We start from the raw sequence: 16,433 nt of genomic DNA, 5'->3' as shown, positions 1-16,433 counted from the left end.
CCTGCGCGCTCAGATCATCCCGCCGTTGATGGAGATCACCTGCCCGGTGATGTAGGCCGCCTCGTCGCTGGCCAGGAAGGCTGCCAGCGCCGCCACTTCTTCCGGCGTGCCGGCGCGCTTGGCTGGAACCAGCTGGTCGATCAGCGCCTTGCCGAAGGCGGCGTCGGCCATGGGCGAGGCGATGATGCCGGGTGCGATGGCATTGACGGTGACGCCGCGCGCCGCCACTTCCAGCGACAGTGCCTTGGTGGCGCTGTTGAGCGCGCCCTTGGCCGCGGCATAGTTGACCTGCCCGCGATTGCCGGTGAGCGCCGCCACCGACGAAATGTTGAGGATGCGGCCCCAGCGGGTGCGCAGCATCGGCAGCAGCAAGGGCTGCGTGACGCGGAAGAAGCCGTTGAGCGACACGTCGATCACCTTGTGCCACTGCTCGGCGCGCATGCCGGGCAGCACCGCGTCGTCGTGCACGCCGGCGTTGTTGACGATGATCTGCACGGGCCCCTCGGTCAGCATCTTTTCGCAGGCCTGGGCGCAGGCCTCGTCGCTGCGCAGGTCGAACACGTGGCACTGCGCCTGCCCGCCTTCCGCGGCAATCGTCGCGGCCAGCGCCTGCACCGCATCGGGCCGCGAATTGGCATGCAGCAGCACGGTTGCGCCACCTTGGGCCAGCCTGCGTGCCATCGCTTGGCCGAGCGCGCCGCTGGCGCCGGTGACGAGTGCGCGTTTTCCATTCCAGCTCATGTTGCGGCTTCCTTCCTGGCAAGGGGCGTGTTGAGGACGACCACGGCGCGGCCCCGCGCCAGGCTGCGGTCGCTGGCGTCGGCCACGCGAAATTCGTAAAGCACCTGGCGCTCGTCGCCCGACAGCCGGGTGGCGTGCACTTGCAATGCGCCTTGCACGTCGTCGAGCCGATCGACGCCGAAGCGCACCTGGCGCACGCTGGCGAGGAAGCCGGCCGAAGGTGCCTGCCCGGCACTGGCCGTGAGGCCGCCGTGCAGGGCCATGGCCTGGGCCGCGTATTCGATGGCATTGGGTGCCAAGAGGCCGCTGGCGGTGCGCAAGGGGTTGCCGGGTGCGCGATGCGTTTGCGTGCTGCAGTGGATGCGCTGCGCGTCCCAGCTTTCCAGCTGCTCGAGCAGGCACATGCTGCCGCGGTGCGGAATGCGCGCCTCGATGCCGGCACGGTCCAGGGTTGCGGGACTGGTCATTTCAGATCGGCCACGAGCAGCACGTTGGCAAAGGGCGTGCCCTGGCTCATCGGCAGGCTGCGCACGACAAAGCCCAGGCGCTCCAGCAGTGCCGTCCAGTCGGCCAGCGGCCGGCCCCAGGTGGGCGGCACACGGTGGCCGCGCACGCGGGTCACGGTGCGGTCGACCCACTGGCTGATGCGGTAGCCGCGTCGGCTGGCGGCGTCGCCCACGCGCAGCAACAGGCGGGCCGGCGTGGCATGGTCGCGCTCGGCGGCGCCTTGCAGCAACGCATGGCGCACGCGTGCCAGCACGCCTTCCTGCGCCTGCAGGTGCACGTAGTGCAGCACGTCCAGGATCACCACCAGGTCGCTGGCGGGCAAGGTGGCGCTGCACATGTCGGCGCAGACGAAAGCCGGCGTCGGCTGCAGATGGCCGACCGCCCGGGTCGCGCGCTCGATGTCGCGCGGCATCAGTTCGACGCCGGTGTAGTGCGCCTGCGCTGGTGTGGCCGACCAGGCAGGCGGCCAATGCAGGCTCGCCTGCATCTCGCTCATGGACGCCAGCAGGCTCGCAAACAAGCCCTGCCCGCAGCCGATGTCGAGCACGCGCCGTTGGCCCGGCGCAATCAGCCCTTGTTCGATCAAACCGCGGAAGACCGGATCGCGGCCCAGCTTGCCGCGCGCGAAATGCCAGGCAAAGCGGCCGGCCTGCCGATAGGGCTGGGTGGCTGCGTCATGCAGCCGCCGCCAGGCGGCGTCCTGTTGGCGGTGCGCTGTCATCATGCGCTCAAGGCCTGCGGCAGGGTGACCGATCGCAGCCCCAGGCCGCGCAGCTGCTCGATCAGGGGCGGCAGCACCTCGAGCACCACCGGGCGCCCCTGGGCCGAGCGCGCCGAGTTGCCGTCATGCAGCAGCAGGATGTCGCCGCCGGCCAGGCCGCGCGTCAGGCGCTCCAGCACCCGCTGCGCATCGGCTTCGCGGGTGTCGTAGCCGCGCCGCGTCCAGCTCACCAGGGCGAGGCCCATGCAATTCAGCACCGGCGCGAGGAAGGGGTTGCGAAAGCCGGCCGGTGCCCGAAAGCAGCTGGGCAGTTGGCCCGTGACCTGCGCCAGGATCGTCTGCGCACGGCCCAGTTCCGCCGCATAGGCACGGGGCCCGAGCAGCGAGAAGTCGTGCCGGTGCCGCGCCGTGTGGTTCTGGATGCTGTGGCCGCGCGCCATGATTTCGCGCGCCAGCGCCGGATGGGCCGCCACGCGATCGGCAATGCAGAAGAAGGTGGCTTTCTGGCCGGCGGCATCCAGCAGATCCAGCACGGCCGGCGTGACCTCGGGGTCAGGACCATCGTCGATGGTGATGGCCACCTCGCCGCGGCCCGCCGCCGCCGCGGGCAGGCGCGAGATATTGCGCCCCAGCAAGGTGCTGCGCGGCATCAGGCCGGCGATGGTGATCACCAGTTGGTTGATCACGATGGCGCCCAGGGCCCAGGGCGCCGCACCCGGCACCAGCAAGGCGCTGCCCAGTGCCAGCACGTGCCAGGCGATGCTGGCGCGCACGAAGGGCGCGACGGGCCGGAGAGTGGCGAAGGCAGCAATATCGGACATGCGGGTGAGGGCGTGTGGCGTGAGGTCGAAACGTGACAGGCGTGATTTTCCCTCAGCCGCGGGCCACCTTTGGCGCACGCACGAATGCGGCCGACAGCAGCAAGGCCAGCAGTGCCCCCGGCGCCACCACGCGGCCGATGGCCGAAAGCGAAGGGATCTGCGACAGCGCGATCAGCCCGAAGGACACGACGGTGGTCAGGTTGGCCAACAGCAGCGAGGCCAGGGTGTCCTCATCGGCCCGGCCGGTCTCGCGCAGCTGGTCGAAAAAGAGCGCGTAGTTGGAGCCCACCGCCACCACCAGCAAAAGCCCCACCAGGTGCAGGATGCCCAGCGGCACGTCGAAGGCCGCCAGCCCGCCCAGGGTGAGCAAGACCGCGAAGGCCAGGGGCTCGCACACCGCCAGCAGGCGACGCCAGGAGCGCAGGTACAGGCCCAGCAGAACCACCACGGCCAGCGCACCCAGCAGCACCTGCACGAAGGCTTCGTTCAGGTAGCGGGCATAGAGGCTGTCCAGTTCCACCTTGACGTCGACCACCTGCGCCGAAGGCAGGTCGGCCAGCGCCTGGCGCAAGCGCTGCGCATCGAAGCTCGCTCCCGAGTGCAGGGAGATCACCGCGCTCCATCCGCCGCCCTCGCGCTGCAGCAGCATCGAATTGACGATGGGCGCCAGCGGCCCGCCCTGCAGATCGGCTCGGCGGATCGGCGGCAGCGACTTGGCCTTGCCAGCTTCCTCGATGAAGGGTTCGAGCCGGGCCGGCGCCAGCGGCAGTCCGCGCAGCGCCTCGGGCAGGCGGGCCCGCAGATCCTGCGCATCGGGTAGGCTGGCCTGGCGCAAGCGCTGCGCCGCCAGGCTGGGCAGCACCCGAGTGACGGCGTCGAAGCCGGCCAGCCCGCCGCTGTCGACCAGGTCCTGCAGTCGCTGGCCGGCCGCTTCCACGGCCTGCAGGGTCGACTCTTCGTCCGCCCCCTGCACGATCACCAAGGTGCGCGCATCGCTGGCGCCCAGGTCGGCGCGCAGTTGTGCATCGAGCGCCTGCGCGCTGGCCGGAACCGGGCTCATGGCACCCAGCCCGGCGCGCCACAGGTGGCCGCGCTGCCAGGCCAAAAGGGCCGCCGCGGCCACGCACAGCGCCAGCAGCAGCCAGCGAAGACGCGGCAGCGCGTGCACCACCCAGCCGGCGATCTGCGCCATGTGCCGGCGCAGCCCCTTGCCGGCGGCGCCGTCGGGGGCGAACACCGGCAGCACGTAGCGGGTGGCCAATGCCGCCGCAACGAGGCCGGCCAGGGAGAACACGCCCAGTTGCGCGAGGCCCGGAAAACCGGAGAACACCAGCGCCGCAAAGCCGCACACCGAGGTCAAGAGCCCCAGCCGAACGGTGGGCCAATGCACGTCACGCCAATGCCGCCAGCCACTGCCAACCGGCGCGCCCGGCACGCTCTGGCGCGCCTGGATCAGGTAGTAGATGGCGTAGTCGATGGTCTCGCCGATCAGGGTGCTGCCAAAGGCGATGGTCAGGCCATGCACATGGCCGAACACCAGGCCGACGGTGGCGGTGCCGGCCACCACGCCGGTTGCCACCGGCAACAGGGCGATCAGCAATGCGCGCGGCGAAGCGAAAGCCAGCAGCAGCAGGCAGCCCACCACGACGCCGCCGACGGCCGCCAGATGGTGGGCCTCGCTTTTGATCTGCGCGCGGCTTTGCACCGAGAAAACCGGCGCCCCGCTGATCAGCAGGTGCGGCGCGTCGACCTTTGAATCCCGCACACCCTGCAGCGCCTGCGCGAACGCCGCGTGCACGCGCGCGATGGCCTGCTCCTGCGCATCGAGGTCGCTGCCGGACGCCTTGGTGGTGGCCAGCACGATCGCGCGCGGCGCATCGCGCGAAGCCCAGACGCCTTGCTCAGTGCGCGGCGCACTGGCCGGGATCAGGCCCTCGGCGATGCGCGCCATTTCGCCCGTGGGGTCGCGCTCCAGCAACGGCTTGAAGGCGTTGCCGGCCGGCGTTCCCAGGAGCGACAAGGTGTCGAGGATGGCGTCGCGCAAACCGGCCGGACTGAAGCGCTCGGGGTTCACGTCGGGCGCCAGCTGGTAGCGGTGCTCGAACAGCCAGCCGCCGGCCGTCGCCCAATCGGCGCTCTCTCCGTTCTGCACCTGCTCGAACAGGCCGCTGGCACGCAGGTCCTTGGCCAGGGCGCGCGAGAGATCGGCCCGCTGCCTGGCGTCGGCGCCTCCCTCGATGCCCACCAGCAGGCTGCGCGACGCGACGCCGCTTTGCAACTGCTCGATCAGCAACTGCTGGCGCGCGTCCGGCTCACCCGGCAGAAAGGCCGACAGGTCGGCGGAAAAACGGGTCTGCGCAATCACCAGCACGCCGGCCAGCAGCAGCGCCAGCCAGACCAGCAAGGTGGCGACGCGGTGGGGGGGCGCGGCAGCGGCCGCGGCGCTCTTGTCCATGCGCGCTCGTGCCTCTATTGCGAAGGCAGCTTGGCGCCGCCGCGCGCCGGCGTGATGGTCATGACGGAACGGTCGCCGCCGACGAACTCCATCTCCACGCCCAGCACCTCGCCCTGGCGCCCCGTCAGGCGCACGCTCTTGACCTGGGCGGCCAGCCGCTCGTCGTTGGGCTGCAGTTCCAGCGACCAATTGGCAGCGCTGCCGCCCAGCTTGCTGCGAAAGTGCCGCTGCAACAGTTGTGCATCGCCGGTCAGGGTGCCGCGCAATGCGTCCACCATGCCCTGCAGCTCCGGCATGCTGTCCAGCGCCAGGGTGCGCGTGCGGCCGGCGCGCGACAGGGTCAGGCTGTTGCCCTCCACCACCATCGATTCGGGTCGCGGCGACACGGTGCGGCGCGCCAGCTTGTCGGGCGCGGTGAAGCTCAAGGTGCCGGCCGAGTCCAGCGGGCCGTCCATGCCGCGCACGAAGCGCTGCTCCACAAAGTTGGCCTCGCCACTCTTCTGGCGCGCCAGCTGCGCCATCAGCTCGGGCAGGTCGAAGGCCCAGGCTGGCATGGCAAACAGCAAGGCCAGGACCAGCAGGGCATGCTCAAGAAAACGCCGGGCCGCCCCAAGTTTTCTTGCGCCCCCCGGGGGCCGGCGCCGGCTCGCCGGGGCCTGGGGGCTCTCACCTCTTGTCTTCAAGCCAGAAATCATGGAAGTTGAACCAGTTGTGCGGATGCTCGCGGCACAGCGCCTCCAGCCGCCGGGCGTAGGCCTCGAGCGCTTCGCGGATCTGCGCCTCGCGCCCGCAGCCAGCCGGGCCTTGGCTGAAGTCCGCCAGCGGCTCGAAACGCACTTCGTAGCGCGCCCCGCCCAGGTACAGCCCGACCATGAAGAACACCTTGCGCTGCAGCAGCGCCGCCAGCCGGAACGGGCCGTCATTGAAGACCGCCTTGCGCCCCAGAAAGGACAGTTCCAGGCTGTCGCCGCGCTGCGTGCCGGCGCCGCCCTCGTCCTGGGCCTGGCGCGGCAGGGTGCGGTCGGCCAGCAGGCCGGCCATGCCGCCCGCGTCCAGCCAGTCGCGCAGCGCAAGCATGGCGCCGGGGCGACCCAGCGCGATCACTTCGGGGCGAAAGCGCGGCTCGCTGATGGCGCCCAGCACCGCGTTGATCTGCTGCGCGTTGTCCGGATACATGAGCATGGCCAAGCGCAGTTGGTCCGGGTCGGCGCTGGTGTAACGGCTGGCGCCCACCGCCTCGAAGCTGCCCATGTGCGCGCCGACGAGAAAGGCGCCGTGCCCCTTGGCGGCTTCCGCATCCAGCGCGGCAGCGCCGGTGACCTGCAGGTCGAACAGCGCCATGCGTCCACGCAGGAAGAACACGCGGTCCAGGATGGTGGAGGCAAAGTAGTGGATCAGCCGATAGCCATCGCGCCAGCTCATCCGCTCCTGGCCGATGGCGCGCTCGAGATAGCGCTTGATGTGGCGGCGCGGCCCCGGCGAGAACAGGAAAAAGTAGAGGACGACGGGGTGCAGTACCAGCCGCGCCACGCGTCGCCCGCAGCGCAGCGCCATCCAGCTGAAGAAGCGCAGCACCAGCATGTTGCTGCGCTCGGGCGTGTTGGCCCAACTGGTGGCGCCAGGCGATGCGTCGACGCCAGCGGGCAGATGCAACGGTGGCCGGCTCATTGCGCGGCCTCCCCGGACGCCACCCAGCGTCCGCTGGCCGCCATCACCTCGCCTTGGCGCACCTCGAAGCGCACGCCGGCGGCGGCGCCCGGCTCGGGCACCAGTTCGATCGTCAGGTGCGCGCCCGGCCCGACCGGCGCCAGGAACTTGGCCGCGGCCAGGCTCGGATGGCGGCCCAGCCGCGCCATCAGCGCCGGCACCTGGGACATGGCTTCCTGCACTTCGGCCAGGATCAGGGCGCCCGGGAGCAAAGGCTGGCCGGGGAAGTGGCCGGCAAAGCTGGGGTGGTCATGCGGCACCTCGCGCGTCAGCCGCACGGTGTCGCCGTCGGCCGCCAACTGGGCCAGCGCGAATTCGCGCAAGGTGCGCACGACCAGCTTGCCGGTAGCCTCGCGCGGCAGTGCCTGCACGTGGACAATGCGCCGCGGCACGAACACAGCCTCCAGCCGCTGGCGCAGGCCGGCGATGATGGCCTCGGAAGTGAGGCCGGGCGCCACCACGAAGGCCACCGGCCGCACCACGGCGTCGGCCACCTCGTCGGGCAGCCAGAAGGCGCCATCCTGCACGCCGGCAATGCTGTTGAGGTGGTAGTTCAGATGCCCCAGCGAGCTGCGCCGGCCGGCCACGTGGATCAGGTCGTTGGCCCGGCCCAGCAGGCGAAAGTGGCGCGCGTCGATCAGCTCCAGCACGTCGGCCATGGCCGTGGGCTCGGGCACGAAGTCGCCTTCGAAAATGAAGCGCTCGCCGGCACCGTCATCCGGTTGCGGCTCACGGTGCACGCGGATCTGGCCGAAGGTCTCCCAGACATCGGTTTGCGTGGTGCGGCGGGTGGCAACCTGGCCGGTCTCCGTGCTGCCGTAGATCTCGATCATCGGGCCGCCCAGCGCCTCTTCGGCCTGCGCCGCCAGCTGCGGCGACAAGGGTGCGGTGGCCGAGAGCATGAAGTCGACCTGGGGCAGCTCGACCCCCGACAGCAGCAGCGTCTTCAGATGAAAAGGCGTGGTCACCAGCGCACGCGGCCGCGGCACCGAGGCCAGCGCGCCCGCGATGTCGGCCGGGAAGAAGGGACGCGCGCTGTCGAAGGCGGCGCCGCCCAGCATCGCCAGCAGCACCGAGGACTCCAGCCCGTAGCTGTGCTGCACCGGCACCGTCGCCACCAGGGTCAAGCCGCCCAGCGAAGGCCGCCCCAGCAGCGCCGACAGGCGCGGCACTGCCGCTGCCACGTCACCGACCAGGGTGCTCCAGCGCTTGGCATGCGCTTGCGGCACGCCGGTCGAGCCGGAGGTGAGCAGGCTCACCGCATGGTGTGATGCCTCGACGGCCGGCACCGGGCACGGGTCGACGGCTTCACCGGCCGGCGCCGACAGGTCGACCAGCAGGCGCTCCAGGCCCGGGGTGGCCAGTGACGGATCGTCCGTCAGCGCATAGCTGCCGCTGCCGGCCTCGTGCAGGCGGGCCAGGGTGTCGGGCCGCGCATCAGGCGGCAGCAGGCTGGCCTGGCCGCGCAGCAGCGCCGCCGCCAGTCCCACGGCAAAGGCGTAACGGTCGGCGCACAGGTTGATGGCCGGCCCCGCGGCCGGCAGCTCGGCGGCCAGGCGATGCACATCGGCAAGGAAGCGGCGCGCGCTCAGGGGCACGCCGCCGCGCCAGGCCAGGGGCGCATCCAGGTCGCGGGGGGCGAGAAGCGGCAGGACCGCCTGGTCCGCCGTGATGTGCGTGGCGCTCATCGGCGAACGGCTTCGTCGGAAGAATGCCGGCCCATGGCGACCCGCACCACGTCGATCAGGCGGGAGCGCTCGAACTCCGGATGCAACCGGTAACGCATGAAGTGCTCGCCCACGAAGAGCGCGACGACGCACACCGGCGTCAGCACGTTGGCCAGCAGCGACCAGGCACCGAAGGGCAGGCTCAGGTAGACCACAACCGAAGCCAGCGCCATCAGCGCGAAGTAGCCCGCCCACAAGGCGGTCACCTTGGCGGTGTAGCGCCGCATGTCGTCGGACAGCGGATGAATGCGCCGGGCGAATTCGCCGATCAGCGACAGGCGGCCTGGCCGCAAGGTGCTGGCGAACCAGGCACACAGCACGGCATTGATGCCCACGTGCTGCAGCACGTACAGGCGGTTCGGGTCACCGGCCTCGCCGCGCGCCACCAGCGCAATGGCCAGTGCGCCCACCGCCAGCGCGCCCACCCCGCCCACGAGGCCAAAACGGCTGGCTGCCAAGCCGAGCACGGCCAGCCACAGCGGCGCGAACAGGGCGGCCAGCGCCCACGGCGCAGCCGCATGATGGAGCATCATCCAGTGCGAAAGGCCGGCGTAGGCCACGCCGGCCACCAGACAGAGGGCCAGGCGCCATTGCGACATGGCGGGTTGCGGCGCGCTCAGGGCGCGCTGCGGTTCTGTGCGACGTGCGCGGCCAGGCTGCGCAGCGACGCGAAGATCTGCTGGTTGCGTTCGTCGTCCGAACGCAACTGGAAGCCGTAGCGGCGCGACACCTCGAGCGCCACCTCCAGGATGTCGATCGAATCCAGACCCAGGCCTTCGCCGTACAGGGGCGCCTCGGGCTCGATATCGGCGGCGGCCACTTCGAGGTTGAGCGCCTCCACCAACAGCACGGCCAGCTCGCGCTCAAGCGGCGTTTGCTGCGGAGCGTTGCCGGAGGCGGACGTAGAAGACTCTGCGGTCAGTGACAAAGGGAAACTCCAACAATATTGAGCGCGCTCGGCGCGACGGATTGCAAATTATAGGGAGGGGCCTTTGGATAGACTGCGACCTTGTCTGAACCCACCATTTCTTCGGAGCTCCCATGGCTGACCCACTCCTGATTGCCCGGCACGGCGAAATCGAATGCGCCCTGCTTCCCGGGCTGGCCAACCGGCACGGGCTGATCACCGGCGCCACGGGCACCGGCAAGACCGTGACCCTGCAAACCATCGCGCAGCAGCTCTCGGGCATCGGCGTGCCGGTCTTCATGGCCGACGTCAAGGGCGACCTCACCGGCATGAGCCAGGCCGGCAGCATCGGCGAGAAGATGGCCGCCACCCTGAAGGAGCGCGGCATCGAGATTCCAGCCTCGCAGGCCTGCCCGGTCACGCTGTGGGACGTGTTCGGCGAACAGGGGCATCCGGTGCGTGCGACCGTCTCCGACATGGGGCCGCTGCTGCTGGGCCGCATGCTGGACCTGAACGAAACGCAGTCCGGCGTGCTCAACCTGGTCTTCAAGATTGCCGACGACAACGGCATGCTGCTGCTGGACCTGAAGGACCTGCGCGCCATGCTGCAGTACGTGGGCGACAACGCCAAGGACTTCACCACGCAGTACGGCAACATCAGCGCCGCCAGCGTGGGCGCGATCCAGCGCGGACTGCTGCAGATCGAGTCGCAAGGCGGCGACAAGTTCTTCGGCGAGCCGATGCTGTCCATCGACGACTTCATGCAGACAACGTCGGGCAAGGGTGTGATCAACATCCTGGCGGCCGACAAGCTGATGAATTCGCCGCGCCTGTACGCCACCTTCCTTCTGTGGATGCTGTCGGAGCTGTTCGAGCAACTGCCGGAAATCGGCGATCCGGACAAGCCCAAGCTGGTGTTCTTTTTCGACGAGGCGCACCTCTTGTTCAACGACGCACCCAAGGCGCTCATCGAGCGCATCGAGCTGGTCGTGCGGCTGGTGCGCTCCAAAGGCGTTGGTGTGTACTTTGTCACACAAAACCCATTGGATATTCCCGACACGGTGCTGGCCCAGCTCGGCAACCGGGTGCAGCACGCGCTGCGCGCCTTTACCCCACGCGACCAGAAAGCGGTAAAGGCCACCGCCACCACCATGCGGCAAAAGCCCGGGCTGGACATCGAGACCGCCATCACCGAGCTGGCGGTGGGCGAGGCGCTGGTGAGTTTCCTCGACGCCAAGGGCCGGCCCAGCGTGACCGAGCGCGTCTACGTGCTGCCGCCGGGCAGCCAGATCGGCCCGATCACGCCGCCACAGCGCCAGCAGCTGATCGCCGGCTCGCTGGTCGCCGGCGTGTACGAAAAGGTGGTGGACCGCGAATCCGCCTACGAAAAACTCAAGAGCCGGGCCGACAGCGCACCAGACGCCCCCGTGGCCGTCGGCGGCAAGCCCGGCGCGGCAGCGTCGGAAGACAGCGGCCTGATGGGTGGCCTGAACGACCTGCTGTTCGGCTCCACCGGCCCGCGCGGCGGCAAGCGCGACGGCCTGGTGCAGACCATGGCCAAGTCGGCCGTGCGCACCATGGGCACCACGGCGGGCCGCGAGATCCTGCGCGGCGTGCTGGGCGGCATCTTCGGCGCCAAGAAGGGGCGCTGAAAGGCCTCGCCCCGGTGCCCCGCCAGCAGCGTCCCCAGCAACTGCCCTGGCTGGCCCCGGGCGAGGCGCTGCCCGACGCGGCCCAGGCCTGGGGACCGCAAGACCCGGTTCCCGGCCTGCTGGCCGCCGGCGGCGCGCTGGACGTGCCCAGCCTGCTGGCGGCCTACCGCGGCGGCATCTTTCCCTGGTTCAGCGAGGGCCAGCCCATCCTGTGGTGGAGTCCCGACCCGCGCATGGTGTTGCAGGTGGCGAAGTTTCGGCTGCACCGCTCGCTGGCCAGGACACTGCGCCGATTTGCTTCGGACGCGCGCTGCGAGATTCGCATCGATCATGACTTCGAGACGGTGATCCATGCTTGTTCGCGGGTGCCGCGCGCGGGCCAGGCGGGCACCTGGATCCTGCCCGAGATGATCGAGGCCTACACCCGGCTGCACCATGCCGGCCATGCGCACAGCGTCGAGACCTGGGTCGACGGCCAACTGGCCGGCGGCCTGTACTGCGTGGGCATCGGACGCGCGGTGTTCGGCGAATCGATGTTTGCGCTGCGCCCCGACGCCTCCAAGATCGCGCTGGCCGCGCTGGTGGCGTTCTGCCGCCACCACGGCGCCCCGCAGATCGACTGCCAGCAGAACACCGCCCATCTGGCCAGCCTGGGGGCGGCCGAAATGCCGCGCGATGCCTTTCTTTCGCGGGTGGCGCGGGCCATCCAAATGCCACCGCCCAAGTGGGAATTTGCGCCCGTATACTGGAACGAACTTTCCTTAGCGCGAGCCTCATAAACGACGTGACGCACCTCAAGGATCTCCCCCTCCAGACCTTGCAGTTCTATGCAACGGCGCCCTACCCTTGCAGCTACCTGCCGGACCGCCTGGCCCGATCGCAGGTTGCAACGCCCAGCCACCTGATCCACAGCGACGCCTATTCCGACCTGGTGCTGAGTGGCTTTCGGCGCAGCGGCATGTTCACCTACCGTCCCTACTGCGATGGCTGCCAGGCCTGCGTGCCGCTGCGGGTGAAGGCGAACGAATTCCAGCCCAGCCGCAGCCAGCGGCGCGCACGCGCCAAGCACGCCAATCTGCAGGCCCGGGTGCTCAAGTTGTGCTTCGTGCCGGAGCACTATCAGCTCTATTTGCGCTACCAGAACGGCCGCCATGCCGGCGGTGGCATGGACCACGACAGCATCGACCAGTACACGCAGTTCCTGCTGCAAAGCCGCGTCAACTCTCGGCTGGTGGAGTTTCGCGAAAGCCTGCCGGACGGCAGCCCGGGCGCGCTGAAGATGGTGTCGATCCTGGACGTGCTGAACGACGGCCTGTCGGCCGTCTACACCTTCTACGAACCCGATTCGGGCGCCGGCTACGGCAACTACAGCGTGCTGTGGCAGATCGAGCAGGCCCGACAACTAGGACTGCCGCACGTGTACCTGGGCTACTGGATCGCAGGCAGCCCCAAGATGAATTACAAGGCGCGCTTTCGCCCCAACGAAGTGCTGATCGGCGGGCGCTGGCAAGCGCATCCCGATTTCACCAAGTAAAATGGCCAGCAGAATTCAGCCTGCTGAGCCATGAAAAAAACACAATCCGACGTCCCCGCCACGCCAGTCATCCAGGTCATCGAGCGCATGTTCTCGCTGATCGACGTGCTGGCATCGCGCGAAGAAGCCATCTCGCTGAAGGAAATCAGCGAAAAGACCGGCTTGCACCCCTCTACCGCGCACCGCATCCTGAATGACCTGGCGGTCGGCCGCTTCGTCGACCGGCCCGAGGCCGGCAGCTATCGCCTGGGCATGCGCCTCCTGGAACTGGGCAACCTGGTGAAGGGGCGCCTGAACGTGCGCGACGCCGCCCTGGCGCCCATGCGCGAACTGCACAAGCTGACGCAGCAGCCGGTCAACCTGAGCATGCGGCAGGGCGACGAGATCGTCTACATCGAGCGCGCCTACAGCGAGCGATCGGGCATGCAGGTGGTGCGCGCCATCGGCGGCCGCGCGCCGCTGCACCTCACCTCCACCGGCAAGCTGTTCCTGGCGTTGGATGATCCCCAGCGGGTGCGCAGCTACGCCACCCGCACCGGCTTGGCCGGCCATACGCGCAACAGCATCACGCAGTTGCCGCTGCTCGAGCGCGAGCTGTCGAAGGCGCGCCAGTACGGCATCGCACGCGACAACGAAGAGCTGGAGCTGGGGGTGCGTTGCATGGCCGCCGGCATCTACGACGACCAGGGCAAGCTGGTGGCCGGCCTGTCGATCTCTGCGCCAGCCGACCGCCTGGACGACGGCTGGCTGCCCAAGCTGCAAGCCACGGCCAACGAGATTTCGGGAGCGCTGGGCTTCAAGTCCAGCGCGGGAATGCCGGCGGCAGCGCCTGCCGCCAGCCCGGCAGCCTGATCAGCCGTTGATGTGCGCGCTGGCCACCGGGGTGTGGCTGGCGGCCGGCGCCATCATGTGGGTGGCTTCCACCCAGCGGCGCACCCGCTCGGCGTCTCCCAGGCGGCTGAGCTTGCCGGCCGAATCCAGGAACACCATGATGACCTTGCGGCCGGCGATCCGCGCCTGCATCACCAGGCACTGGCCCGCTTCCGAGATGTAGCCGGTCTTTTGCAGGCCGATGTCCCAGTCCGGGTTCTTCACCAGGCGGTTGGTGGTGTTGAATTGCAAGGTGCGGCTGCCGACCTCGACCACGCGCTCGGGCGAGGTGGTGAGCTGACGCAGCACGGGATCGCCATAGGCATGGTTCACCAGCAGGGCCAGGTCGCGCGCGCTCGACTGGTTGCCGCTGGACAGGCCGGTGGGCTCGACATAACGAGTGTCGTGCATGCCGATCGAACGCGCCTTGGCGTTCATCATGGCAACGAAGGTGTCGATGCCGCCCGGATAGGTGCGGCCCAGCGCATGGGCGGCGCGGTTCTCGCTGGACATCAGCGCCAAGTGCAGCAGTTCGCCGCGGGTGAGCGAACTGCCGACGCGCAGGCGCGAGCTGCTGTGCTTCTCGGTGTCGACGTCATCCTGGGTGATGGTGATCACCTCTTCGGTGGGCAGATGCGCCTCGCTGATGAGCACGCCTGTCATGAGCTTGGTGATCGAGGCGATGGGCAGCACCGCCTGGTCGTTCTTGCTGAACAGCACCTCGCGCGTGTCCTGATCGACCACCAGGGCGACGCTGGACTTCAGGTCGAGCACGTCGTCGGTGCCGCGCAGGCCCGCCATCTGGCCATAGGACGGGCGCGCTGGCTCGGCCAGCCGCACCACGGAACGGCGCTGCACCGCAACCACCGACTTGCCGCCGCGCTTGCTATAGGTCGCCACAACGTTGCGGCCGCCGCGCGCGCTCTTCACGACGGCGGGCGCCTTGGCGCTCTTGACGACGGTCTTGGACTTGGCAGAAGACGCCTGCTTCTTGGCCGGCACGTCCTTCTTGGACGTTGCGGCCTGGGCAGCAGACAACAAAAAAGCCGCCGCACAAAAGGCGACGGCAAGGGTACGCAGGATCCGCTGGCTTGAAACTCGGCCGGGACTGGCTTCGGGCATTGATGACTCTCCAGCGGCGAAAAACAAGGACCGCAGTTTAACTATCTATAAAAAAACACGCAATATCAGTCACTTGCAACCCCTTCTTCGATCGAATACCAAGGACTACATTTGGTAACTTAACCTTGTGCGGCCACCCGCTCCGCCTGGCTTTGCAGCTTGTTGAGCGCACTTAGGTAGGCCTTGGCCGAAGCCACCACGATGTCGGGATCGGCCCCGACGCCATTGACAACCCGGCCCGCGTTCTGCAGCCGGACGGTGACTTCACCCTGGCTTTCGGTCGAGCCGCTGATGGCATTGACCGAATAGAGCACCATCTCCGCGCCGCTCTTCACGTGCGACTCGATCGCCTTCAAGGACGCATCGACTGGACCGTTGCCATCGGACTCGCCGGTGACCTCCTTGCCTTCCACCGTGAACACGATGCGCGCATGGGGGCGCTCACCGGTTTCGCTGCGCTGGGACAAGGACACGAATGCAAACCGATCACCAACGTGCGAACCGTCCTCGTCGCTGACAAGCGCAAGGATGTCCTCGTCGAAAATTTCGCTCTTGCGGTCGGCCAGCTCCTTGAAGTGGGCGAAGGCGGTGTTGATGTCGGCTTCGCTTTCCATCACCACGCCCAGTTCCTGCAGACGCTGCTTGAAGGCGTTGCGGCCGCTCAGCTTGCCCAGCACGATCTTGTTGTTGCTCCAGCCCACGTCCTCGGCACGCATGATCTCGTAGGTGTCGCGCGCCTTGAGCACGCCATCCTGATGGATGCCCGAGGCATGGGCGAAGGCGTTGGCCCCCACCACCGCCTTGTTGGGCTGCACCACGAAGCCGGTGGTCTGGCTCACCATGCGGCTGGCGGCCAGGATGTGCGAGGTGTCGATGTTCAGGTCCAGCCCGAAGTAGTCGCGCCGGGTCTTCACCGCCATCACGATTTCTTCCAGCGAGCAGTTGCCCGCGCGCTCGCCCAGGCCGTTGATGGTGCACTCCACCTGGCGCGCACCGCCGATCTTCACGCCGGCCAGGGAATTGGCCACCGCCATGCCCAGGTCGTTGTGGCAATGCACCGACCAGATGGCCTTGTCGCTGTTGGGAATGCGCTCGCGCAGCGTCTTGATGAAGTTGCCGTAGAGCTCGGGAATGGCGTAGCCGACGGTGTCGGGGACGTTGATGGTGGTGGCGCCCTCCTGGATCACCGCCTCCAGCACGCGGCACAGGAAATCGACGTCGCTGCGATAGCCGTCTTCCGGGCTGAACTCGATGTCGCCCATCAGGTTGCGGGCAAAGCGTACCGACAGCTTGGCCTGCTCCAGCACCTCCTCGGGCGTCATGCGCAGCTTCTTTTCCATGTGCAGCGGCGAGGTCGCAATGAAGGTGTGGATGCGCCCGCGCGCCGCGCCTTTCAGGGCCTCGGCGGCGCGCGAGATGTCGCGGTCGTTGGCGCGCGAGAGGCCGCACACGGTGGCGTCCTTGATGGCGTTGGCGATCGCCTGCACGGCTTCGAAGTCGCCATTCGAGCTGGCGGGAAAGCCCGCCTCGATCACGTCGACCTTCAGCCGCTCCAACTGGCGGGCGATGCGCAGCTTTTCGTCGCGCGTCATGGAAGCACCGGGCGACTGCTCGCCGTCGCGCAAGGTGGTGTCGAAAATGATCAGCTTGTCGGTCATCGTGTTCTCCT

General features: G+C 68.7%; 16 protein-coding genes. 4 read left to right on the top strand and 12 right to left on the bottom strand.

Annotated features, from left to right (window positions below; translation table 11 throughout):
- Nucleotides 1-9: 9 nt before the first annotated feature.
- From fabG to ACIPRI_RS14895, 10 genes are all read right to left on the bottom strand, one after another.
- On the bottom strand, nt 10-741 hold the full coding sequence (gene fabG / locus ACIPRI_RS14940) for a 3-oxoacyl-ACP reductase FabG (protein WP_446622242.1): 732 nt from the start codon (nt 739-741) through the stop codon (nt 10-12).
- Entirely contained in the window at nt 738-1,208 is a 471-nt protein-coding gene (locus ACIPRI_RS14935) for a hydroxymyristoyl-ACP dehydratase (RefSeq protein ID WP_446622241.1), read from the bottom strand. Before ACIPRI_RS14935 ends, fabG begins: the two co-directional genes overlap by 4 nt.
- Nucleotides 1,205-1,969, bottom strand: coding sequence for a class I SAM-dependent methyltransferase (locus ACIPRI_RS14930; RefSeq protein ID WP_446622452.1), 765 nt, complete (start codon nt 1,967-1,969; stop codon nt 1,205-1,207). Before ACIPRI_RS14930 ends, ACIPRI_RS14935 begins: the two co-directional genes overlap by 4 nt.
- Complete coding sequence (locus ACIPRI_RS14925; RefSeq protein ID WP_446622240.1) at nt 1,969-2,790, bottom strand: polysaccharide deacetylase family protein; 822 nt, start codon at nt 2,788-2,790, stop codon at nt 1,969-1,971. The genes ACIPRI_RS14930 and ACIPRI_RS14925 overlap by 1 nt, the downstream gene beginning before the upstream one ends.
- Nucleotides 2,791-2,842: 52 nt before the next feature.
- Nucleotides 2,843-5,245, bottom strand: coding sequence for an MMPL family transporter (locus tag ACIPRI_RS14920; protein ID WP_446622239.1), 2,403 nt, complete (start codon nt 5,243-5,245; stop codon nt 2,843-2,845).
- 14 nt (nt 5,246-5,259) lie between these two features.
- The gene (locus tag ACIPRI_RS14915; protein ID WP_446622238.1) at nt 5,260-5,799 is read right to left on the bottom strand and encodes a LolA-related protein; all 540 of its coding nucleotides are present in this window, start codon (nt 5,797-5,799) and stop codon (nt 5,260-5,262) included.
- 112 nt (nt 5,800-5,911) lie between these two features.
- Complete coding sequence (locus ACIPRI_RS14910; RefSeq protein WP_446622237.1) at nt 5,912-6,913, bottom strand: LpxL/LpxP family acyltransferase; 1,002 nt, start codon at nt 6,911-6,913, stop codon at nt 5,912-5,914.
- Nucleotides 6,910-8,640, bottom strand: a complete 1,731-nt coding sequence (locus ACIPRI_RS14905) for an AMP-binding protein (protein WP_446622236.1) — start codon at nt 8,638-8,640, stop codon at nt 6,910-6,912. The genes ACIPRI_RS14910 and ACIPRI_RS14905 overlap by 4 nt, the downstream gene beginning before the upstream one ends.
- A complete protein-coding gene (locus tag ACIPRI_RS14900) occupies nt 8,637-9,278 on the bottom strand; it encodes a hypothetical protein (RefSeq protein WP_446622235.1) in 642 nt (213 codons plus the stop codon). Before ACIPRI_RS14900 ends, ACIPRI_RS14905 begins: the two co-directional genes overlap by 4 nt.
- Nucleotides 9,279-9,295: 17 nt before the next feature.
- On the bottom strand, nt 9,296-9,607 hold the full coding sequence (locus tag ACIPRI_RS14895; protein ID WP_446622234.1) for a phosphopantetheine-binding protein: 312 nt from the start codon (nt 9,605-9,607) through the stop codon (nt 9,296-9,298).
- Between the two features lie 113 nt (nt 9,608-9,720).
- On the opposite strand from ACIPRI_RS14895, the gene ACIPRI_RS14890 reads away from it, so the two are divergent.
- From ACIPRI_RS14890 to ACIPRI_RS14875, 4 genes are read left to right on the top strand one after another with little or no spacing between them, the layout of a single operon-like run.
- The gene (locus ACIPRI_RS14890; protein WP_446622233.1) at nt 9,721-11,238 is read left to right on the top strand and encodes a helicase HerA-like C-terminal domain-containing protein; all 1,518 of its coding nucleotides are present in this window, start codon (nt 9,721-9,723) and stop codon (nt 11,236-11,238) included.
- A gap of 14 nt (nt 11,239-11,252) precedes the next feature.
- Nucleotides 11,253-12,017, top strand: coding sequence for a leucyl/phenylalanyl-tRNA--protein transferase (gene aat / locus ACIPRI_RS14885; RefSeq protein WP_446622232.1), 765 nt, complete (start codon nt 11,253-11,255; stop codon nt 12,015-12,017).
- A 5-nt stretch (nt 12,018-12,022) separates the two neighbouring features.
- A complete protein-coding gene (locus tag ACIPRI_RS14880) occupies nt 12,023-12,772 on the top strand; it encodes an arginyltransferase (protein WP_446622231.1) in 750 nt (249 codons plus the stop codon).
- A gap of 30 nt (nt 12,773-12,802) precedes the next feature.
- On the top strand, nt 12,803-13,624 hold the full coding sequence (locus tag ACIPRI_RS14875) for an IclR family transcriptional regulator (RefSeq protein ID WP_446622230.1): 822 nt from the start codon (nt 12,803-12,805) through the stop codon (nt 13,622-13,624).
- Here the strand turns inward: ACIPRI_RS14875 and ACIPRI_RS14870 are convergent, their stop codons facing one another.
- The gene (locus ACIPRI_RS14870; RefSeq protein ID WP_446622229.1) at nt 13,625-14,764 is read right to left on the bottom strand and encodes a serine hydrolase; all 1,140 of its coding nucleotides are present in this window, start codon (nt 14,762-14,764) and stop codon (nt 13,625-13,627) included.
- A gap of 119 nt (nt 14,765-14,883) precedes the next feature.
- Nucleotides 14,884-16,422 (bottom strand): 2-isopropylmalate synthase, encoded by a 1,539-nt coding sequence (locus tag ACIPRI_RS14865; protein ID WP_446622228.1) that lies wholly within the window; start codon nt 16,420-16,422, stop codon nt 14,884-14,886.
- Nucleotides 16,423-16,433 lie beyond the last annotated feature (11 nt).

The sequence above is a fragment of the Variovorax sp. LARHSF232 genome, assembly GCF_052871435.1.
This window is presented reverse-complemented; position numbering and strand designations above follow the sequence as displayed.